The sequence below is a fragment of the Pseudoalteromonas sp. GABNS16E genome, from assembly GCF_028598715.1.
Taxonomy (GTDB): Bacteria; Pseudomonadota; Gammaproteobacteria; order Enterobacterales; family Alteromonadaceae; genus Pseudoalteromonas; species Pseudoalteromonas atlantica.
The window spans coordinates 43,499-64,685 of record NZ_JAQREZ010000022.1 but is presented as its reverse complement, the minus strand read 5'-3'; the positions used below and the strand labels follow the sequence as shown (position 1 = coordinate 64,685).

Sequence of the window (21,187 nt, the reverse complement as noted above, 5' to 3'; positions counted from 1 at the left end):
ATATACAATGAAATGCGACCGCACTTAAGTTTGGATATGAAAACACCAAATCAAGTGCATAAAAAAGACCTGGCGCTTTCGCACCAAGTCTTTCATTAAAACCGTCAACCTATTTCAGGACGGGACAAAACGCTATTAAAACTGATAGCTTGCACCTACAAAAAAGCGGCGCTCTGGGGTGTTGTAGTAATATACTTCACCGCTTATAAAGTCAGCTCTTGAGTCAACCACATTGTAATCTCTGTCAAATAGGTTCTCTACACGAAGCGACAGCTCAATATTATCGTTTACATGATAGTTACCCGCTAGGTTCCAAAGTGTATACGATCCTAGGCGCGTTACTGCCCCCTCGCGATCACTGCGGTATTGCATATCAATGCGAGCATCAAAATCACCAAATTGCTTTGCGAGCTCCCAATTAACAGTGCGCTTGGCAACATTGCGTAGCTCATCGCCGGTTTCTTTGTTTTCGGCACTTAAATATGCAAAATTAAAGTGGCTATCAAACCCTAAAATTTGCTGTGTAAGGATAAACTCAACCCCTTCATAGCGAGCTTCGTTTATATTAGCTAACGCAAAGTTTTCATCGTAATCAATTTTATCTTCGATATCGTTTCTAAAAATTGCAAAATCGACTTGTGCACTGTCAAAATTAACATTTACACCAAGCTCGCGGTTTATTGACTTTTCAGGTTGGAGATCCGGATTACCAAAATTTGGGTAGTATAAATCGTTAAATGTTGGCGCTTTAAAACCTGTGCTTTGACTAATTCTAAATGTTGAATTTTCAGATAAATGATAACCAGCCGCCGCAGTATAGGTTGTTTCATCACCAAACTGTTCATCGTCGTCTTGGCGAAGAGTTAAATTGGCAAGCACAGTGTCGGTGTCGTAATAAGCCCCAACAAACACTGCTAATACATCGCGGCTATCCTCATCAAATGCTAGCGAGCTTTGCGATACATCATCGTTATACCAATTAACGCCGCCGCTAATATTAAGCGCATTTGTTAAGCGGTATTGGCCGCTGTAATCTACTTGCGAGCGCTTAGTAATAAATGTACTGGTTAATGGCCCGCCGGTAAAAGAGTCCACATATGTGCTGTCAGAATCATCGGTTGCAAAAGCAACATCTATAGCATGAGATTGGTTAGTGTAGTTTTTGCTCCACTGCGCCGACAGTTGATAGTTTTTAAAGTCCCCTCTTTCAACCGTGCTCGTAGCCGGGCTAAAACTGCTATCGTAATCCGCGTAACCTTCGCTGTACTGGCCTAGTAGCTTAAAGTTACCGTAGTGTGCATCTGCATAGTTTAATTTAAAGCCTACGTTTTTATTTTCATAGCTGTCGTCATCGGGCGCTATACCTTGTAATGCATCAAAACCATCGGTTTTTTCAAAGCCTGCATTAAATGCGCTAACCACTTCATCTGATTTTACTGAACCTGCAAGCTGATAGTTTTGATAAGCGTTAGAGCCAAATGTGGCATCAAGTGATACATTGCTCGCTTCACGCGTTATTATATTAATAACCCCAGCTAATGCATCTGAGCCATACACAGCTGCACGCGAGCCTTTTATGATCTCGATTCGCTCAATACTATTTAGCGGCACGTTACTTAATGCTTTTTGTCCTAGCGTGGCTGAGCCCGTGCGTACACCATCAATTAAAATTAGCGTATCGCCAGAACCTGTACCACGTAAAGACACGCCCGACGTTTGGCCAAAGCCACCATTAGGATTAATTTGAAAACCCACTTGTGTGCTTAGTAAGGTTGGTAGATCGCGTACATTGCTTGCATCTATTTCGGCGCGTTCAATTACATTAACGCTCGCTAAAACATTACTTATTGATTGTTCAAATTTATTAGCGGTAACAGTGATTTTTTCAATTGGGCTTTGTGCAGCAGATACAGAAAAAGACAGCGCAGCCGAGATAGCAACGCCAAGAGTTGTTTTATTTAGCATGATGTTCCCTATCTTTGCCCACCGCAAAGATTTAAGTAAGTAAGATTACTTCAAGGCCGGTCTCCGGACTCAGTAAACACATAAATGCGTTAATACTTTACCGTTGCGGGGGCAGTGTTGGGATTGCTTTTGTCATAAAGGCGCACCAACTTCCCGATTATCTCGCTGTTAGTTTTAATACTTTAAACCCTGTATTTAGCAACCAGCAAGCACCTTGAAAATAGGCGGTTATTGTGAGCAGTTTGTTTACAAATGTCAACGGACGTCTATATAGCTAAAGGTTAAATTATTTATTTTCAGTAAAGCTGGATGTTACGCCGTATAAACTTAAAAGCGCTGTGATTTTAGGTTTTATTTCGGGTGAATTTAAAAGCTTATCCATTTGTTTTACCGTAATTTTACTGCGTGCAGGGTTAACTAAAAAATGAGTATCGTATATAGCATCTGGGGTATTACTCTTATAAAGCAGGTTCATATTAAAAATGTTGTTCCTTTTAAAGTATTGATAAGCTATGTTATTTAACACCCCTACATCGGCACGCTTTAATAGCAGCATTTTAACAACGTTAAACTCATCGATTGTTAAACTAACTTGGTGTTCTTCACTTAAATATTGTGCATCGGTTTTAAAATCAGCAAAACGATAGGAATACCCCAATACTCCCGCTTTTGTTAAAGCATGTAAGTCATCGAAATAGCTTTGCTTTTGGGCGTTTTGTGCCAGCGTATACAACTCATTTTTAGCAATAACATAAAAGCTCGTTTCCTGTAAGGCACTTCTTGCTACTTCAGGCACCCATTGCATAGCCATTAAAAACAACATGTCGAACTCCCCCCATTCGACCCACTTTTTGAGCCTTTTTACAGGCAAAGAGTTAAGAGTAAATTTATATTCGCTTTGAGAGTCATTGAGTATTTTTACAAACTCAGGCGCTAACCCTTGCTCTTTTTCGGCATTAATAATAATTGGAAAGTAACCGTCCTCTACCAACACATCTACATTTATTGGCTTGGCAAAGCTAAACTTACTGCTCGCAATAATAAGTATAAAAACAAAAAACTTAAGCATTTAAAGCCTTTAACGTCGCTATTAAGTAATATTGATATTAAGAATAGCCTAATATACGCAACTGCGTGATAAGCAGGTTTAATAATGCATTTAAATAACGTTAAAAGAGTATGGAATAACAGTGGACTAATTTTACGCAAGTAAAAGGGGTTTAGGCTTGCGAGTAAGTAAAGGCTGTAATTAGGGCGTGGTAAAATGTGTGGCTAATATATTTAATAACCACACATTTAAATTTTCACTTTAAAATACTAAAGGCACTTAGCTAATTAATCGCGAAAGTTTTTAAACTGGAAAGGCTGACCTAAATCTGCAGTGCGAACGACTTGCATAGCGGCTTGTAAATCGTCACGTTTTTTACCCGTTACACGTACTTCTTCACCTTGAATAGCAGCTTGTACTTTTACTTTTGAGTCTTTAATGGCTTTAACTACTTTTTTAGCCATGTCTTTCTCAATGCCTTGTTTAAGTGCAACATTACGAAACACATTTTTACCAGCACGAGTGATGTCTTGCAGCTCCAAGCTTGCTACGTCCATACCACGCTTAGAAATTTTACCTGCTAAAATATCAAACAATTGCATAACTTGTGAGTCAGCTTCAGCTTTTAGTTTAATTGTTTTGTCGTTTAGCTCAATTGATGCGTCAACACCTCTAAAGTCAAAGCGCGTTTCTAGCTCACGGTTTGCGTTATCTACTGCATTTTTAGCTTCGTTCATTTCTACTTCTGATACGATATCAAATGAAGGCATTGGGTTCTCCTAACTATTAAATCTAAATTTATGCGCCGATTATAACGCTAAAATTATAAATCTTTACATTTTTCTGCCACTTGTTCAGGTGCGATACTAATTTAGTTTGATATACTGCAGCCTCTTTTTTAAGCGGTTTTAGGATTTATCGTGACAAGGCGTGTTTACCAAGCAGTTTTTTTGATTAGTATTGTGGTGTTTACCCTCTTATTTGCCAAAGAAATAAAAGGCGGCGTTACGAACTTATTTCCACATGTTGATAAAGTTGCCCACTTTGGGATATTTTTTATACTTGCCATCATTATGGATAAAGCCTTTAAGTTACCGCTGTACACGCAAGTACTCTTGCTTGCGGGCTACGGTGCAGCAATAGAAATAATGCAAGATGCGCTTCCCTACAGGCAGGCCTCGTTAGGTGATTTTGTTGCTGATTTTGCCGGTGCGGCCACGTACTTTTTACTAAGAACCATTTTTACTCCTCGAAAAAAGAACCCTTATGGCTAATATTCTTATTATTGGCGACGGCGCTATTGGTTTATTGCTAAGCCATTTTTTATCTAAAGCTCACACTGTTCATGTGTTAACACGCAAAGCCACTGCAAATACACGCTTTTATTGCAAAGCAAAACAGCCTTCGCAAAAAATTAATGCGCGGTTTATTACGCTTAAGCAAATTAATGAACAGCCCGCGTTTGATATTGTTATTTTTGCTGTAAAGGCTTTTCAGGTTCAATCGGCCTTTACGCAAGTTAAACCCTTTTTATCGCCAAGTAGTGTACTTGTTGTATCGCACAACGGAATGGGTAATGTTGAAACGCTCAATGAGCAACTCGATAAGCGACAAGCGTTGTACTTTTTAACCACCAGCATGGCTGGCTTTAAAACAAACGACTTTATAGTACAGCACACCGGTGAAGGTAAAAGCGTATTAGGTGCCTGCAACCCTTGCGCGCACAGTTATCGCCAAGCAATGTGTGAGCAATTGCAAAACGTGCCGCAGCTAAGCTACAGTACTAATATTGAGCAGCTACGTTTTGAAAAACTATTAGTAAATATTGCCATTAACCCATTAAGCGCACTGTATGATATTAAAAATGGTCAGTTACGTGCCCCTTATTTTAATAGCATTATCTTTAATTTATTAACTGAGGCATGCCAAGTAGCTCAGGCTTTAAAGCTTGATATTAAACTTGCCGATGCGCTTAACAATGCTTACAACGTTATGATGCTAACCGCTGAAAACTACTCTTCAATGCATCAAGACGTAGCGCATAACCGTCAAACCGAAATAGACGCCATTTGTGGCTATATTAGCCAACAAGGTAAGCGATTAAATATCAGCACCCCGCTAAACGATGCCCTACTTGCTAAAATTAAGGCAAAAAAAAGCGTGGTATAAACCACGCTCTAAATTACGGTTAACCTTTACGGGCGGTAAACTTTTACACCCGTAAAGCCTGCTTCATGAAGAATAAGCGCCTGTAACTGGCTCATAACCCCTCTTTCACAATACAGGTAGTAATCCTTATCTTTTGGCAGATCACCAAATTTAGTCGCTAAGCGGAAAAACGGTAAATGCACTACATCTATACCGTCAATCTCAAGCGGCGCTGCATCTTCTTCCTCTGGTGAGCGAATATCAACAACCACTGCACCCACGGGTAAATCAACTACCGACTCAGCTTCTTTAAGCTCCTGCTTAGCTTCTACGTCTATATCACGCACATCCATAATACGAGCGTTTTCAACAACAGTATTAAGCACATCAAAGTCGAACTTTTCTTCTTCGGCTTTAATAACGTCAAGTTTAGCTTTAACCGTTGGCTTTTTAGATATTACGCCGCAGTATTCAGGCATGGTTTCGGCCATTTCTGCGGTGCCAATTTTACGGGCAATATTAATAATTTCTTGTTTGTCGTGCTGAATAAGTGGGCGCAAAATCAGGGTCTCTGTTACGCGGTCAATCACACTTAAATTAGCTAAGGTTTGGCTAGAAACCTGACCTATACTCTCACCAGTTACCAAGGCTTGAATATTTAATTTTTCGGCTACTTGGCTGCCAGCACGCATCATCATGCGTTTTAGCACAACACCCATTTGGCTGTTTTCAACGTTCTCTAAAATTTCGGCAACAACAGGTTCAAAATCAACCGTGATAAATTTAACTTTATGAGTAGAGCTAAATTTTTTCCATAAATAGTAGCTGGCTTGCTTAACACCAATTTCGTGTGCTGCGCCACCTAAATTAAAGAATAAAAAGTGCGTGCGAGCGCCTTTACGGATCATCTGATAACTTGCTACACCAGAGTCAAAGCCGCCTGACATTAACGAAAGCACGTCTTCTTGTGTTGGCAGTGGAAAGCCAGCCATACCTAGGTGAGTTTGCGTAACTATGTAGGCTTTATCGTCTTTTACTTCTAAGCGAATAGTTACTTCTGGGCGGCTTAACTTAACGCGCGCGCCTTCAACGTGCTGGTTTAAACCACCACCCACGTAACGCTCTAAATCGGTAGAAGTAAAGTCGTGTTGACCAATACGCTTTGCGCGTACACAAAACGTTTTACCAACAATAGTGTGCCCTACTAGGTCTATGGTTTTTTTATAGATATCGTCAAGCGTTGTGAAGTCAGTTTCGGTCACTTCAATAAATTGCACAATACCAGGAATGCGCTGCAAGCTATCGATAAAATCTAGGCGTGCTTGTGCATCATCAAGCTTAGTTACAACAGAAATATTATCCCAGTTGTTTCTTACTTGTACTTTTTCGTCAACACGGCGCAATACAATTTTAATGTTATTTTCTAACACTTTAGTAAAGCGTTTACGTACCGAACGGCTTTTAATGGCAATTTCAGGATGTAGTTTGACGATAAATTTAAGCATAGTTCACTCTTAGACTGCGGGAATTCGCGCTCCCAGGCATTGGGCGCGCGATTATAGCAAAAATTTTTGCGTCTAGGAACTAACCAACTAACAGCAGTTAGGCAAGCGCTGGCGCTTGCTCTGCTAGTTGGGTGTATTTTTCACGTAACTGATTCATTTTAAGTATGCTTTTTTCGGTGCTGTAAGCCCTAAATAATGCTAATACTTTTAAAATGCCATGATAAATATCTTGCTCAGCTAAATTACCACTGAGCCTACGCGCTTTAATATATGGAGTCCAAAAACTAACGGTTAGTTTAAGAGTATGGGCAAGTTCAAGCGCATCTTGCTCTTCTATGGCAATCATTTCGTTATCGCGCAGGCCTAAAATAACTTGGCGAACCTGCTCTAATAAAGTTGACTGAAAACCAATGTAGGCTTGTTTTAAGCTTTCATCCCTTGAGAGGATGTCGCCTAAGTTGTCGTAAAAAAAATGATAGCGCCACATTAGCTCAAATAATGAATCTAAATAAGCAGTTAAATGATCAAACGCATCATCGTTTGCTTCAATGGGTTTAAAATGAGTATGTAAATGCTCGCTGTAAAGCGCAAAAATATGTCGGATAATGTCTTCTTTATTTTTAAAATGATAGTAAAGATTACCCGGGCTCATCCCTAAATGTGATGCAATATGATTGGTTGATATTGCACGCTCACCATGTTCATTAAATAACGAAATACTGGTGTGTATTATTTTATCCTTAGTATTCATATGCGACGACTCAAATTAACTTATAAACTACATTACACTAAATATCAGCCTTGCAGTATAAACAAATCGGGCTGGTTTAAATACCATCATAATTTACTATTTTAAAAAACGGGGGTCTGATTATGCTGCACGCAGGCATTTGCATTAATGTGGTGCTGTTAACTAAAGCAAAGCCTAAGCAGCGTAATTACACTTTAAAAAATGGTAACGCATTTAAAGCACTTTTACTGATTAAATATCAAACATAAAAGCTCAACCTGATCTCCTAGGCTGATTTGTAGAACAAACACTGATAGACTACTTAAAAAATAATAGTTAGTGAAATCTATGAACGTTACGGCAATCTATCCTGGTACATTCGACCCGTTAACCAACGGCCACACCGACCTAATTCAGCGCGCAGCTAAAATGTTTAGCACGGTTATTGTTGCTATTGCTCATAACCCTTCTAAAAAGCCGTGCTTTAGTCTTGATGAGCGAGTTGATTTAGCCAACACTATTTTAGGGCATTTAAGTAATGTAAAAGTGATTGGCTTTTCAGGCTTACTAGCCGATTTAGCTTTTGATCATAAAGCCGATGTGCTTATTCGCGGTATTAGAGCGGTATCTGATTTTGATTACGAATTTCAGCTCGCAAATATGAACCGCCGCCTAAATCCAGATTTAGAAAGCGTGTTTTTAACACCTTCTGAGCGCAACTCATTTATATCATCAACCTTGGTAAAAGAAGTTGCCCGCCATAATGGCGATGTGAGCGAATTTGTAAGCCCACTTGTAGTGGATGCTTTAAAACAAAAGTTAGGCTGCGACGCAAGCTAAATAAACACAATTAGCGCACTTTAGGTGCGCTAATATACCTAACTACTTTTTAGCCATAGCTTCTAATTCATTGCGGTTAAATAAAGCGTGTTTAAGCTTAACCAAGCCTAAAATATCTTTGTTTATAATTAGTACAATTGCCATTGTGAAATCGCTAAAATACATCCCAAAAATATATACCGCCCAAAACCACCAATAGTAAAGTGTACCTTGTATAACAATGTCGTAATGCATACCTAAAAATAAACAGGCATTAAAGCTCAGCCCTACAATTAAATAATAAAAGGGCGTAGGTATAGTTTGTTTGGTGAAATTACGCCACAGAAGTAAAACCAAGATAGTTACAGCATCATAATAAAAATAATTTAAGTGCGGTGTTTCTATAATTGGATCCATAAACAAACTAGCTATGTAGGATACCATCATTACAAATGAAAGTTGTGCCCTGCTCTTATCTGACTTATTAATACTTGCAGATAAGTTATACAAAAAGGCAATAAGAAAAAACCACGTAAACAAAATACCTACGTTGTTCCCTAAATCGACCAGTCCCCAAAGAATATCAGCCATTTTGCTTCAATCTCATAACACCGCTAACCAACTTATCAGTAGCATGCACTAACCTTAAAAAATCCTTTTTTACGAAAAAAATACCAACCATGATGATATCCATCATATTAATAACAACTGTATAAACAGACCAAAACCACCACGGTTCGTAATTACCACGTACAAACACATCTATGTGCATAGCTAAAAATAATAACGAATTGATGCTCAAGCCAAATAATAAGTAAGTAGATATGCGCTTTTCAGGTAGGAAATACCGCAGAAATAAAATAAAAAATAAAGTGCCTACATCATAGCAAAACAGTTCTATGTAACTAATGTTGTAAATATCTATAACTGTACTTAAGCAGTAAGAAACTACCATAACTAAAGATAGCCATACTGCCTGTTTTGATGGATTGTTAATGCTAGTTGTTAGTGAATATAAAAAGGCCATTAAAAACCCCCACTGCACTAACGCACCGATATAAACTGACACTTCAGGAGGGATTAGAACATTATTCACTATTGCGGTTTCTTAGCAAAGAACGAGTAAATAAGGTTTTTTAAATAAATAATTTTTAAAAAATCTCTATTGATAAACAGCACTAAAATCATACTCAGATCAGAAATGGCCACCACTGATGAATACAATCCCCAAAACCACCAATAGGTGTAATTATGTAAAATATAAGAGTCTAAATACATACCTAGAGCAAAGCACATGTTGATACTCAGCCCAAGCATAAGATACATAAATGCAACCGTTTTCTCTTTAATATAAAAGTATTGGGCAATAATTAAAACCACAATGGTGATAGCGTCTAAAATAGCGAGATCAAGGTAAGTAATAGTTTGGTAATTGAACAAAACACCTGGAAAATACGAAATAGCCATAATCGATGAAAGTATAACTAACGCTTTAAAGTGTGAATTGATAGATGAGACTAAAGAATATAAAAATGCCATGAGGAACCCCCATTGCAATACCACACCGATTATATGTGCAATTCTCACATCTAATAAAAAAGACATGATATCCATCTTAAAAGTAAACGCTAATAATAAGCACCTCAAAAATAATAAACAACACCATTAACTGAGCACCTAGCTTAGTATTTTACTTATTAAAACTAAAAAAACTTTCATCGCCATAAACGTATCAATAACTCGACTTTAAAACGCTAGCTGCAAAAGCCACCTTTTAAGCTTAATTAAGCCTAAAAAGTCTCTATTAATGATTAGTACGGCAATCATACACAAATCAGAAAACATAACAGCCGATGAATAAAAGCGCCAAAACCACCAGTAGGTGTAATTATATAGAATATTGGTATCTAGATACATGCATAGGGCTAAAAAGGTGTTAACGCTAAGGCCGATGATTAAGTAGACATAAGCTGTCGTTTTCTCTTTAATAAAATAACGCTGAGTTACATACACAGCAACTAAAATAGCGATATCTAAAAGGGCAAAATCTAAATAAGTAACCGTCTGAAAGTTTGTGAATATCCAAGGCAAATAACCTATCGCCATAATACTCGAAAGTACAACAAAGCCTTTAAAGGGATTATTTATTGAAGATACTAATGAGTATAAAAAGGCCATGAGAAACCCCCACTGCACAATGGCGCTTAATATATAAGCGAAATCGAAGTTAGAGATTACATCAATAATAGCCATGTTGGTTGAAACACTATGTAGTTAGGCAAAAAATAAGTAATATTAACATAATTCATCTGACCTTCGTCAGTACCATAGCCCTCACCTGGCAACTAAAACTCAATAGCCCCACAAATGCAGCAAACCTCAAGGTATTAAAGTTCAGCCACATTATAACTTTTCAATAAGCCAATTACTCTTTAGCTGGTTAACCACTAGTGAAAGCATCATTAAAACATCAATTACGTTTACGCCGATAGAATAAACACTCCAATACCACCATGGCTCAAAGTTATATAGAACATATAAGTCATAATGCAAAAGCAACGTAAGTACGGCATTAGTAATTAAAGCCAGAACGAGGAACAGGAAAGCTTTGTTACGTTTAAAAACATTGAAGTACTGCAAAGAGAGCAGCGCTACAATTGTAATAAAATCGTAGAACGCCCAATTAAGATATAGGTTATCTAACAATCTTATATAGCTGCCAAAAATATATGAGCAGAGCATTAGCGCAGATAGGTAAACTGGTGACTTATTTTCTTTGTTTATGCTGGAGACCAAACAAAATAGGAAGGCCATTAAAAAGCCCCACTGGGTGAAAGCCGCTACATAATCCATTAGGGCTTCAGATAAGTACATTTAAGCTAGGTTGTTGGTTTGCTTATGGATGATTTCAAAGCAATGGCTAACTTCTTCTTCAACCTATTAAGCAACAAAAAATCTCTATCTACGATTAGCGCTACAGCCATTAGTAAATCAAGTGTGAAAACTGAAAAAGTATACAAATCCCAAAAAAACCATGGTTCAGTATTCCCAAGAATAAATACATCTAACTGCATACCGAGGGCTAAAACAATATTAATAGTAAGGCCTACTAATAAGTATAGATATGAAGGAGTAGTAACTTTCATTATGGCTCTAGAGCCTAGAAGAAGTAAAATAATCATAAAATTATTTACAACGAAATCAAAATACGTCAGGTCATATATTGAAAACCAATCTAAGAAATAATCAAATAAAGCACAAGATAAAAACATTACGAAAGAGCTGAGTAATAAGGTCGTATTCCTTTTTATATCTAAACTGTAGACAAAAATGTTAAAGAATAGGGCCATTAAGAAAGCCCACATTATAAAAGCCGATAAAGAAAAATGACCAAATAACTCAGTTAGAAACATCTTTTACCTTACAAATTATCTTGGACGAGGATTGCCTCCAGGAAGAATAGTTGGAAGATGTCCCATGCTTTCATTGCTCGCAGCACTCATCGCCTCTTGAGAGAAACTTACTGTATCAGATTGTAGGGTTTTAGGGCTAGCAGTTTGTTCCGTTGCAGGCTGTAATTGTTGTGTTTTATTGTATGCTTGCATTTGTAATTGGCTATTAGCTGAAACTTGCATGTGATTGATCCTTGTATAAGTTTTAATATTATTTGGCGCAACCTTTAATCACACCATCATGTAGGTAATTGCATTACCTGTTTTAAGCAGTGATAGCTATTTTGCTATCTGACTTATACAAAGCAACCAATGTGCCAACATTTTTTGACATATTAAAAACACATGCTACCTACAGCTATTTATTAAAACTAAATCTAAAACCCTAGCTAACACCTCACTCATCTGACCAGTGCATTATACACATAAAAAAACGCACAGGAGTAACCGTACGTTTTTTATATCCAGGGAATTTAAGCCACGTATTTACACGGGATCTCCGCACGTGTACTTGGCTTTAAAATATATTCCATTGCTACTTCGTCACAATTTTCTTTACGAAGGCAAAGTTCGCAATCTTTCATTACCTTCTCTGGTAACGATTCTTTACTACAAAAAGTAAAACGCTGCTGTTCGAAAAAGTCTGGCACACGGGTTAATACAATAACGCGATTAAGCGCCAATTTTTTGGCTTTTGCTAATAAGTGCTCTACAAGCTGCCTACCCTGCCCAGTTACCGCGCTTTGTGGATCTATGCCTAAAGAGCGTATTTCAGCAAGCCCCGTATCGTAAATGTATAACGATGCACATCCCGACACTTTGCCGTCTATTTCTGTTACTGCAAATTCGTTAATTGAATGCACCATGTCGCTTTTAGCACGCGGCAAGTTTTCACCTACCGTAGCCCAGTGCTGTATCAGCCTAGCAATATCTTCAACATCATCTAAATTTGCATCACGAACCGTTATTTGCTGTTTTTTTTTGGCTTCTTTAACCGCTTTAGTAACTTGTTCAATAGATGTACCGCCAAGCGCTTGACGTGCTTTAATACAGGCATCTATTTCAAGTACTGGGTAAACGTCATCTTCAAACACGTCATTAACTGATTTGTACTGCTCAAGCGAAAGCTCCTCTAAGGTTTTACCTTCGCTTATAGCAAGCTGCACAAGTACACCCACAATGTGGTGGCCTTCTCTAAATGGCACACCTTTAGCTACTAAGTAGTCTGCAAGCTCTGTCGCATTAGCATGGCCACCTTTTGCCGCTGCAAGCGTTTTATCGCCGTTTACTTTTACGCCTTTAATACACGCTTGCGCCATGTGAATACAGGCAAGCCAAGTTGGCATGGCGTCAAAAAGGCCTTCTTTGTCTTCTTGCATATCTTTATTGTACGCAAGAGGGAGTGCTTTTAAGGTCATCATCATGGCACTAAACGCGCCAAATACACGGCCCGTTTTACCACGAATAAGCTCTAGTGCATCAGGGTTCTTTTTCTGCGGCATTAACGATGAGCCAGAGGTAACATTATCAGCAAGCTCTATAAATCCGGCTTCACCAGAATTATAAAATATTAAATCTTCAGCCATACGTGATAAGTGAATCATCGAAATAGAGGCACAGCTTAAAAGCTCTACTACAAAATCACGGTCAGATACGCCATCAAGGCTGTTTTTAGTTGCGCCAGTAAAGCCTAGGCCTTGCGCCAAAGCTTGGCGATCAATTGGGTAGGCAGTACCTGCTAGTGCGCCACTCCCTAGAGGGCAAAAATTAAAACGCGCTTTGGCATCTTGCAAGCGGCTTTCATCACGCTCTAGCATTTCTACATAAGCCATACACCAATGGCTAAACAATACAGGTTGAGCACGTTGTAAATGCGTATAGCCTGGCAATATAGTGCCCAGCTCGCGCTCAGCTAACGCCACAAACTCAGCTTTTAGTGCAGCAATAGCACCAAGCAAATGATCGGCAGTATCACGGCACCATAATCTAAAGTCAGTGGCTACTTGATCATTACGGCTTCGGCCTGTGTGTAGCTTTTTAGCTAAATCACCTACTTTTTCGATTAGTGCAGCTTCTACGTGCGAGTGAATGTCTTCTGCACCTGAGGTTGCCACTGCTTGTGGATCTGCTTTTACTTCTTCAAGCAGTTCATTTAGTGCTGCAACCAACTTGGTGTGCTCATCGCTTGTAAGTACATTTACTTGCTCAAGCGCACCTGCCCATGCCACAGAGCCAATAATATCTTGCTCTGCTAACTGATAATCGAACGGAAGTGAGTCGTTAAATTGTTTAAACGCCTCATCTGGACCCGTAGAAAAACGTCCGCCCCATAATGCCATGAAATCTCTCCAAACCCTGTAATGCCCCTTATACAAGGGGCTATAAATAATTTACTTTTTAGCCATTGCTGAAATTCTGCTCGAAAGCGAGAATAAACGAATAAAGCCTTCAGCGTGTGACTGGTCATATACGTCGTCTTCACCAAATGTAGCAAAGTCTTCGCTGTATAAGCTATTAGGTGATTTTTTCTGAACGGCTGTCACTTGGCCTTTGTAAAGCTTAAGTACAACTTCACCTGTAGCAAGTGTAGAAAGTGCTTCTGCACCGGCTAAAATAGAGTCTTTTAGTGGTGTAAACCAACGACCGTCATAGACTAAATGCGAAAATTCACCGCCCAGTACTTCTTTCCACTTACGGCTTGATTTATCAAGCACTAGTTCGTCAATGGCTTGCAGTGCCGCCATAATAACGGTGCCACCAGGTGTTTCGTAACAGCCGCGCGATTTCATGCCTACTAAACGGTTTTCTACAATATCTACACGACCAACACCATGTGGCGCAGCAATGTCGTTTAATTTAACTAAACAGTCGTAAGGCTTAAGCTGCTCGTCATTTACGGCAACCACTTCACCCTCAATAACCGTAAGCGTTACATGCTCAGCTTTATCGGGTGCTTGCTCTGGTGAATTAGTCCAGGTCCAAACTTGGTCACTAGGCTCACACCATGGATCTTCAAGCTCGCCGCCTTCGTGCGAAATATGCCACGCGTTAGCATCACGGCTGTAAATTTTTGTTGCTGAAGCAGAACACGGAATATCACGCTCAGCCAAGTAATCTAATAATGATTCACGGCTTGATAAATCCCACTCACGCCATGGTGCAATTACTTTTAAATCGGGTGCAAGCGCTGCAAAACATGATTCAAAACGTACTTGGTCATTACCTTTACCAGTACAACCATGCGAAAGTGCATCGGCACCTACTTTACGTGCAATTTCAACTTGCGCTTTAGCAATAATAGGACGCGCCATAGACGTACCTAATAAATAAGTACCTTCGTAAATAGAACCCGTTTTAAGCGTTGGGTAAATGTACTCACTTACCATTTCATCTTTTAAGTCAACTACGTAACACTCAGATGCGCCTGATGCGATGGCTTTTTCTTCAACGCCTTCAAGTTCTTCAGCGCCTTGGCCTACATCGGCAACAAAGGCAATTACTTCACAACCGTAGTTTTCTTTTAACCATGGCACGATAGCTGAAGTATCAAGACCACCTGAATAGGCTAAAACGACTTTTTTAATTGAACTCATAGGTGTTCCTTAACAAAATTTGGATTTAGTAATGTAACTAGCAGAGCATTTTGCGCATGCATGCGATTTTCTGCTTGTTGAATAATTTTTGATGCTGGGCCATCCATTACCTCAGAGGTAATTTCAAACTCACGGTGTGCCGGCTGGCAATGTAATACCGTAGTCGCACCTGTTTGTTCTAGCAATGCTTGGTTTAGCTGATAAGGCATGTATTTTTCTTTAACTTGCTCAAGAGGCGTATCATCGCCCATAGACACCCACGTATCTGCATATACAACATTAGCGCCTACAGCGGCTTCTACACGGTCGCTTACCATTACTGATGCGCCGTTCATTGCAGCAATTTGCTCTGCCTTTTTAAGAATTTGCGAATCAGGCGAGCTGCCTTTTGGTGTAACAGCAACAAAATCTGTACCTAGCGTTGCCGCTAATAACATAAGTGAATGAGTAACGTTGTTACCTTCACCTAAGTAAGCCACTTTTAGCTCGCTTACATCGCCGTGTACTTCTTGTAGCGTTAAAAAATCAGCCAATGCTTGGCACGGGTGATATAAATCACACAAGCTATTCACGACAGGTACACTAGAGTATTCACCTAAGGTGGTTAACGTGCTGTGCTGGTTTACACGCGCTACAATACCTTCAGCCCACGTAGAAATATTAAGTGCAAAGTCTTTTACAGATTCACGTGCACCCATAGCGCCGTTTTGCTGATCTAAATACACAGCGTGGCCGCCTAAACGGTTAATACCAATATCAAACGATAAACGCGTACGTAAACTTTGCTTTTCAAATAAGGTAACAATTGACTTACCCGCTAATACTTGGCTGTACTTTTCTGGCTTTGCTTTTAAATCACGCGCTAGTTTTAGTAAATTTAGTGCGCCTTGTTGGTCTAATTCTAGACCCGTTAAAAAATTCTCTAACATGATAACCCTATGGTGTAATTTTTGTTCCGACATGCTCGCCCTGTAGCAAAGCAGTTAAATTGTCTGGCTTTTGCCAGCTGGAAATATACACACCGCGTCGTAAATGTTGGGCAGCGTACAGGCTGGTCTTAACTTTGACCTCCATTCCGCCCAAAATTACCCCTTCATCAATTAAAGTATCAATGTGTTTTGTGTCAAGTTGATGTAACGGCTGCTTGTTTGCATCAAGTACCGCTTCTACATCTGTCATAAAAATAAGTTCTGCATTTAAGTTGCTAGCAATCGCTGCGGCAGCTTCATCAGCATTAACGTTGTACCAGTTACCTTGCTCATCAAACCCAATAGAGCTCACGATAGGTAACCGGCCAAGCTTAAGTAAATCGTTAACAATTGAATCATCATTACTTTCGCACTTACCTACTTGCCCAAGCGCTTTTAGCTTTTGAGACGCCATAACTCCGGCTTCATACAAACAAAGGCCAACAGGTTTATGGCCTGCATTAATAGCTTGGCTTACCAGCTGCTTATTTGCACAGCCAGCCAGCGCCCCCACTATGTAAGGCATTTGCTCACTTGGGCTAATACGCAGTCCTTGGTGCTTTGCACTAGCAAAGCCTGCTTGTTTTAGCCAAGTGTCAACTAACGAGCCACCACCATGAACAATAACAAACTGATTATTTTGATCAGCGCTTAATACGTCAAACAAAGCTTTTGCCGCGTTTTCTGTATTAAGTACAGCACCACCTAATTTAATTACCCACGTTTTAGTGCTCATTAAAAGGCTCCTTTTAAGCCAGTGGTGTGATCTAAGTTCATTGATAAGTTAATACATTGCAAGGCTTGGCCCGCAGCGCCTTTTAATAGATTATCTATCGCTGCCATAACAATCAGTTGAGTGCCTTGCTGCTGCCAACCAATATCAACATAGGGTTGTTTTACCACGCTTTTAATAGATGGCACTTTATCAGCTAACAAACGAATCAACGGCTCGTTCTTAAGTACTTGATAAGCATCAGATACGTTTTCCTTGGTAACGCCTGGCTTAAGCTGTACATAAATAGTTTCTAATATTCCACGCGGAAAATTACCTAAGTGCGGTGTAAATAACACCTTGTGGCCAAGGTGTTGTTCAATTTCAGGCCCATGACGATGGTTAAATAAACCATACGGGGCAAGCGATACTTCACAAAAATGAGTACCTACGCTGGCTTTACGCCCTGCGCCAGTAACACCTGAAACAGCATTAATAATCACTTTTTCATCACTCAACAAGCCAGCCTGTTGCAACGGCTTTAACGCATTAAGCGCAGCGGTTGGGTAACAGCCGGCTACTGCCACAAGATTTGCATTGGCAATTGCACTGCTATTCCATTCGGCTAACCCGTAGGCTGCTTCGTTTAATAACTCAGGATGTTGGTGCTCAAAACCATAGTAAGTAACATAGTCGTCGTTGTTAGCAAGGCGGTAACCGCCCGATAGGTCAAATACTTTTTTACCCATTGCTAAAAACTGTGGGGCTAAATCAACACTTACTTTGTGATCAGTACATAAACAGATGTAATCGGCACTCGAATTAATGTCATCAAACGCTGATTCGCTCAGTGGTAGTAGAGGAATATCAAGAAGATTTCTATGCTCTGGGTATAAATCACTTAATAATTTATGTTTATCTAAACTTCCCTCAGAGACATAACAGCCCGATAACGTTAAATTAGGGTGCTTAGCAACTAAGCTTGCTAATTCTGCGCCGCTATAACCGCTTGCGCCAATAATCGCTACATTCATTTGTTACTCGTTTATAAATTTACTACTAAATAGGTGTGGTGTTCGCTTACACTAGCTTAGATGCTAGCTAATACTTTTCTCAATGAATTGTTGATTATCGTCGCATTATCTTCATGGCTATACTTAATATATTTATGCTTAAAAAGTGAATTGATATTCATCATAAATACTTTTATATTGTTATGCAATTAAATTGAATAATTATTTTGGATTTTTTTATGTCTTTGCCGTCATTTATCTCTATGTACCAACAACTCATTGCAGCCCCCTCTATTAGTGCAATAGAAGATGAACTTTGTATGAGTAATAAAGGGGTAATAGAGCTGCTAGCACGTTGGTGCGAAAGTTTAGGTTTTACTTGCGAAATTATAGAGTTAGAAGGTGGGAAAGGCCGATACAATCTACTTGCAAAGCGGGGGCAAGGCGATGGCGGCTTAATGCTTGCCGGCCATACAGACACCGTACCGTTTGACGATAGCCGCTGGAACCACGACCCATTTAAACTCACTGAACATAATAATAACTTATATGGGTTAGGTAGTATTGATATGAAAGGCTTTTTTGCTTTTGTATTACAAGCTATTAGTGAGCTTGATATAAAACAGCAAACACAACCTATTTTAATACTCGCCACTGCCGATGAAGAAACCACCATGGCGGGAGCGCAGCAAATTTGTAAGCATCCTAATTTAAAACCTGCGCGTTGTATTATTGGTGAACCTACTGATATGACTCCTGTATTTACTCACAAAGGACATATGAGCACGGCTATAAGAGTGATTGGCCGCTCAGGTCATAGTTCCGATCCCGAACGTGGTCTTAACGCCATCGAAGTCATGCATAAAGTGATTACAAAGTTGCTGATCTTAAAAGAGCAGTTAAAGAATAAATATTCAGTTGAACATTTTGAAATACCTTACCCTACCTTAAATTTAGGTAATATTCATGGTGGCGACAACGCAAATCGAATTTGTGGCTGCTGCGAAATGCATATAGACATGCGTCCGCTCCCAGGGTTAAGCATTAAAGACTTACAAGCTTTACTTATTGATGCCACCAGCGATATAAACGCGCAATACCCAAGCTCAGTGAGCGTAATTGATTTACACGAGCCCATTCCAGCTTTTAGTGGCAGCACTGATAGCGCACTCGTTAAAATGGCAGAAAAAATTGCAGGAGAAAAAGCCGTTGCAGTAAATTATTGCACAGAAGCTCCGTTTATTCAGCAACTTGGCTGTGAAACAATAGTCATGGGGCCAGGCTCAATTAATCAAGCCCACCAACCTGATGAATTTTTAGCAATGGAGAAAATAAACCCATCGCAAAAAATTATAACTGACATTATTAGGGCAAACTGCTTTAACGCTTAAAAAGAAGACTGTATTAAAACTCACAGCAAAAATAACAAAGGCGCCCATTGGCGCCTTTGTTTTAGTTTATACCTAGGCGTTACTGCATATACTTACTTAAGTACTTTTTAAATACAGGGTCTGTTTTAGCAAGCTCTTTTTGCTCAGCTAAAATCTCTTTTAATATAACACCCGATGTGAGCGGATTAGCCAATACCACTCTAAATACCACCGTCGGCTGATTATCGTACTTTGAAGGGGTTAAGCGAGTACGCGATACAAACGAGCGCCCTGATTCACGTTGGCGTTTTTGCATACTGGCAGTAAAGCGATTGAGCGACGCGAAAATTTCTAACCGTGTTGCGGCATCTGCTTGGGCTATGGCTTGTTTAATTTGTTTAGGCACATAGCGGTATGTAAGCAAACACAGCTCAGGCTCTGAAATCAGCTCAAAGTCTTCATCGGCTTTAATTAAATCAGCAAAGTAATGTGCTTTTTTGATACTACGATCAATAAGCATTTCGTAGCCTTTGCGGCCAATAACGCGTAAGCAAGCATGTACTAACATAGCCATACCTGGGCGGCTGCCTTCGAGTGTATGGCTTCCTAAATCTTTTGAACCTTTACGTAATATGTACTCTGCATGGTGCTCTATTGCATCCGTAGCAGTTGGGTCTTTAAATAACACCAAGCCTGCGCCCATTGGCACATACATTTGTTTGTGTGCATCAATGGTAATTGAATCTGCGCGCTCAACTCCTTTTAATAATGGGCGATGCGTTTGCGATAAAAGCGTTGCCCCACCCCACGCTGCATCAACGTGAAAATGACAGTTTATTTGCTGTGCTAAATCGGCCATATCATCAAGAGGGTCGATATTACCGGTCTCGGTTGTGCCAGCAACCCCAACAATCGCCATAACTTTTATGCCTTGCGATTCAAGCTCTAAGGCTTTTTCGCGCATGGCATTCACATCAACCTTATTATTTTCGCAGGTTTTTACACCAATTAAATTTTCACGGCCGATGCCTAGTAAGTCAATTGATTTACCTAAAGAATAATGCCCTCGCTCCGACACTAAAACGGCCAGCCCTTTGTAGCCATAATGCAGCATACCGGCAACGAGCCCTTGAGCGGCTATGCCTTTAAAGCTGCCGTCGGGTTTTAATAAGCGGTTACGCGCAATCCACAGTGCCGTTATGTTTGCAACTGTACCACCGGAACAAAAAGCACCGAGTGATGTTTTAGCACTGTGCATCCATTTAGAATAAAACGACTCATCTTGCGAGTAAGCTAAATGATGCATCATGCCAAGCACTTGGCGCTCTAGGGGCGTAAATGCTTTTGAGGTTTCTATTTTTACTAGGTTTTGATTAAGCCCCACCATCAATTTTGAAAGCGGTAGTAAAAAATGCGGAAGAGCCGATGTCATATGCCCAATAAAGCTAGGCGCAGCCGTGTGTACCGAATGGGCAACTAGCTGCTCCATAATATCTTGGGCGTAAGCAGATACAAACGTTGGGTTTTCTGGGATCACCGCAGCCTGAAAATCTTTTTCAATTTCGTGTAATGGTTTTTCAATTGCCGCTATATTTTCGTTTAAAAACCCTGCTAAATTACTCGAAATTTCAAGCTCAATTTTGCTTAAAGTTGAGTCTGGCGCTTCAGGTACAGTAAATATACGCTTAAGGCTTTCTTTAGAGGCGACGGCACAACGCTTTTGATCCATCTTTATACCTAGTGTGTGTGTAGCTAAAACACGCGTTTAACAGTTAAAAATGCCAAACTATGGCGCTATTATAAGCAGCGTGCTTCTTTTAAAAATTGCGCTAACTTTACTGCAATATAAGTAAAATGTCTCCCT

At 39.7% G+C, this 21,187-nt stretch carries 22 protein-coding genes and 1 riboswitch; of the genes, 4 read left to right on the top strand and 18 right to left on the bottom strand.

The features are described 5' to 3' along the window. Positions 1-135: 135 nt before the first annotated feature. The 3 genes from PSI06_RS10870 to PSI06_RS10860 all read right to left on the bottom strand — a co-directional run bounded on the left by PSI06_RS10870 (position 136) and on the right by PSI06_RS10860 (position 3,783). Entirely contained in the window at positions 136-1,965 is a 1,830-nt protein-coding gene (locus tag PSI06_RS10870) for a TonB-dependent receptor domain-containing protein (protein WP_273603741.1), read from the bottom strand. 49 nt (positions 1,966-2,014) lie between these two features. Then, positions 2,015-2,184: riboswitch (cobalamin riboswitch) on the bottom strand. A gap of 67 nt (positions 2,185-2,251) precedes the next feature. Continuing rightward, a complete protein-coding gene (locus PSI06_RS10865) occupies positions 2,252-3,034 on the bottom strand; it encodes an ABC transporter substrate-binding protein (RefSeq protein ID WP_273603740.1) in 783 nt (260 codons plus the stop codon). A 266-nt stretch (positions 3,035-3,300) separates the two neighbouring features. Beyond that, positions 3,301-3,783 carry a YajQ family cyclic di-GMP-binding protein gene (locus PSI06_RS10860; protein ID WP_004588518.1) on the bottom strand — a complete coding sequence of 161 codons (483 nt, stop codon included), beginning with the start codon at positions 3,781-3,783 and terminating at the stop codon, positions 3,301-3,303. Positions 3,784-3,933: 150 nt separating this feature from the next. Between PSI06_RS10860 and PSI06_RS10855 the strand changes: the two genes are divergently transcribed. Together PSI06_RS10855 and PSI06_RS10850 are read left to right on the top strand one after the other, a co-directional pair. Next, positions 3,934-4,287: a VanZ family protein gene (locus PSI06_RS10855; protein ID WP_004588519.1), complete on the top strand. Its 354-nt coding sequence runs from the start codon at positions 3,934-3,936 to the stop codon at positions 4,285-4,287. Next, positions 4,280-5,182 carry a ketopantoate reductase family protein gene (locus tag PSI06_RS10850; protein ID WP_029773597.1) on the top strand — a complete coding sequence of 301 codons (903 nt, stop codon included), beginning with the start codon at positions 4,280-4,282 and terminating at the stop codon, positions 5,180-5,182. The genes PSI06_RS10855 and PSI06_RS10850 overlap by 8 nt, the downstream gene beginning before the upstream one ends. Positions 5,183-5,208: 26 nt before the next feature. Here PSI06_RS10850 and thiI read toward each other — a convergent pair whose 3' ends face one another. After that, positions 5,209-6,666, bottom strand: coding sequence for a tRNA uracil 4-sulfurtransferase ThiI (thiI, locus tag PSI06_RS10845; RefSeq protein WP_273603739.1), 1,458 nt, complete (start codon positions 6,664-6,666; stop codon positions 5,209-5,211). Between the two features lie 97 nt (positions 6,667-6,763). Then, positions 6,764-7,417: a TetR/AcrR family transcriptional regulator gene (locus PSI06_RS10840; protein WP_004588522.1), complete on the bottom strand. Its 654-nt coding sequence runs from the start codon at positions 7,415-7,417 to the stop codon at positions 6,764-6,766. A 327-nt stretch (positions 7,418-7,744) separates the two neighbouring features. On the opposite strand from PSI06_RS10840, the gene coaD reads away from it, so the two are divergent. Then, positions 7,745-8,236 carry a pantetheine-phosphate adenylyltransferase gene (gene coaD / locus PSI06_RS10835; protein WP_004588523.1) on the top strand — a complete coding sequence of 164 codons (492 nt, stop codon included), beginning with the start codon at positions 7,745-7,747 and terminating at the stop codon, positions 8,234-8,236. A 42-nt stretch (positions 8,237-8,278) separates the two neighbouring features. Here the strand turns inward: coaD and PSI06_RS10830 are convergent, their stop codons facing one another. The 12 genes from PSI06_RS10830 to argC form a co-directional block, all read right to left on the bottom strand. Continuing rightward, positions 8,279-8,806 carry a hypothetical protein gene (locus PSI06_RS10830; RefSeq protein WP_273603738.1) on the bottom strand — a complete coding sequence of 176 codons (528 nt, stop codon included), beginning with the start codon at positions 8,804-8,806 and terminating at the stop codon, positions 8,279-8,281. Next, positions 8,799-9,311 (bottom strand): hypothetical protein, encoded by a 513-nt coding sequence (locus PSI06_RS10825; protein WP_273603737.1) that lies wholly within the window; start codon positions 9,309-9,311, stop codon positions 8,799-8,801. The genes PSI06_RS10830 and PSI06_RS10825 overlap by 8 nt, the downstream gene beginning before the upstream one ends. Further along, complete coding sequence (locus PSI06_RS10820) at positions 9,311-9,820, bottom strand: hypothetical protein (RefSeq protein WP_232424005.1); 510 nt, start codon at positions 9,818-9,820, stop codon at positions 9,311-9,313. Before PSI06_RS10820 ends, PSI06_RS10825 begins: the two co-directional genes overlap by 1 nt. A 141-nt stretch (positions 9,821-9,961) precedes the next feature. Next, positions 9,962-10,393, bottom strand: a complete 432-nt coding sequence (locus PSI06_RS10815) for a hypothetical protein (protein ID WP_095206722.1) — start codon at positions 10,391-10,393, stop codon at positions 9,962-9,964. A 225-nt stretch (positions 10,394-10,618) separates the two neighbouring features. Then, positions 10,619-11,068, bottom strand: a complete 450-nt coding sequence (locus PSI06_RS10810; protein ID WP_273603736.1) for a hypothetical protein — start codon at positions 11,066-11,068, stop codon at positions 10,619-10,621. Between the two features lie 26 nt (positions 11,069-11,094). Then, the gene (locus PSI06_RS10805) at positions 11,095-11,628 is read right to left on the bottom strand and encodes a hypothetical protein (RefSeq protein ID WP_273603735.1); all 534 of its coding nucleotides are present in this window, start codon (positions 11,626-11,628) and stop codon (positions 11,095-11,097) included. A gap of 15 nt (positions 11,629-11,643) precedes the next feature. Then, entirely contained in the window at positions 11,644-11,850 is a 207-nt protein-coding gene (locus tag PSI06_RS10800; protein WP_064386906.1) for a hypothetical protein, read from the bottom strand. 290 nt (positions 11,851-12,140) lie between these two features. After that, positions 12,141-14,006, bottom strand: a complete 1,866-nt coding sequence (gene argH, locus PSI06_RS10795) for an argininosuccinate lyase (protein ID WP_004588531.1) — start codon at positions 14,004-14,006, stop codon at positions 12,141-12,143. A gap of 51 nt (positions 14,007-14,057) precedes the next feature. Then, positions 14,058-15,260 carry an argininosuccinate synthase gene (locus PSI06_RS10790; RefSeq protein ID WP_273603734.1) on the bottom strand — a complete coding sequence of 401 codons (1,203 nt, stop codon included), beginning with the start codon at positions 15,258-15,260 and terminating at the stop codon, positions 14,058-14,060. Beyond that, positions 15,257-16,189, bottom strand: coding sequence for an ornithine carbamoyltransferase (locus PSI06_RS10785; protein WP_273603733.1), 933 nt, complete (start codon positions 16,187-16,189; stop codon positions 15,257-15,259). Before PSI06_RS10785 ends, PSI06_RS10790 begins: the two co-directional genes overlap by 4 nt. Positions 16,190-16,196: 7 nt before the next feature. Continuing rightward, on the bottom strand, positions 16,197-16,964 hold the full coding sequence (argB, locus tag PSI06_RS10780) for an acetylglutamate kinase (RefSeq protein WP_004588534.1): 768 nt from the start codon (positions 16,962-16,964) through the stop codon (positions 16,197-16,199). Beyond that, a complete protein-coding gene (argC, locus tag PSI06_RS10775) occupies positions 16,964-17,974 on the bottom strand; it encodes an N-acetyl-gamma-glutamyl-phosphate reductase (protein WP_273603732.1) in 1,011 nt (336 codons plus the stop codon). Before argC ends, argB begins: the two co-directional genes overlap by 1 nt. 218 nt (positions 17,975-18,192) lie before the next feature. Here argC and argE point away from each other — a divergent pair, with 218 nt between their 5' ends. After that, positions 18,193-19,344, top strand: coding sequence for an acetylornithine deacetylase (gene argE / locus PSI06_RS10770; protein WP_273603731.1), 1,152 nt, complete (start codon positions 18,193-18,195; stop codon positions 19,342-19,344). Between the two features lie 79 nt (positions 19,345-19,423). Here argE and panP read toward each other — a convergent pair whose 3' ends face one another. Further along, positions 19,424-21,052, bottom strand: coding sequence for a pyridoxal-dependent aspartate 1-decarboxylase PanP (gene panP / locus PSI06_RS10765; protein ID WP_273603730.1), 1,629 nt, complete (start codon positions 21,050-21,052; stop codon positions 19,424-19,426). Positions 21,053-21,187 lie beyond the last annotated feature (135 nt).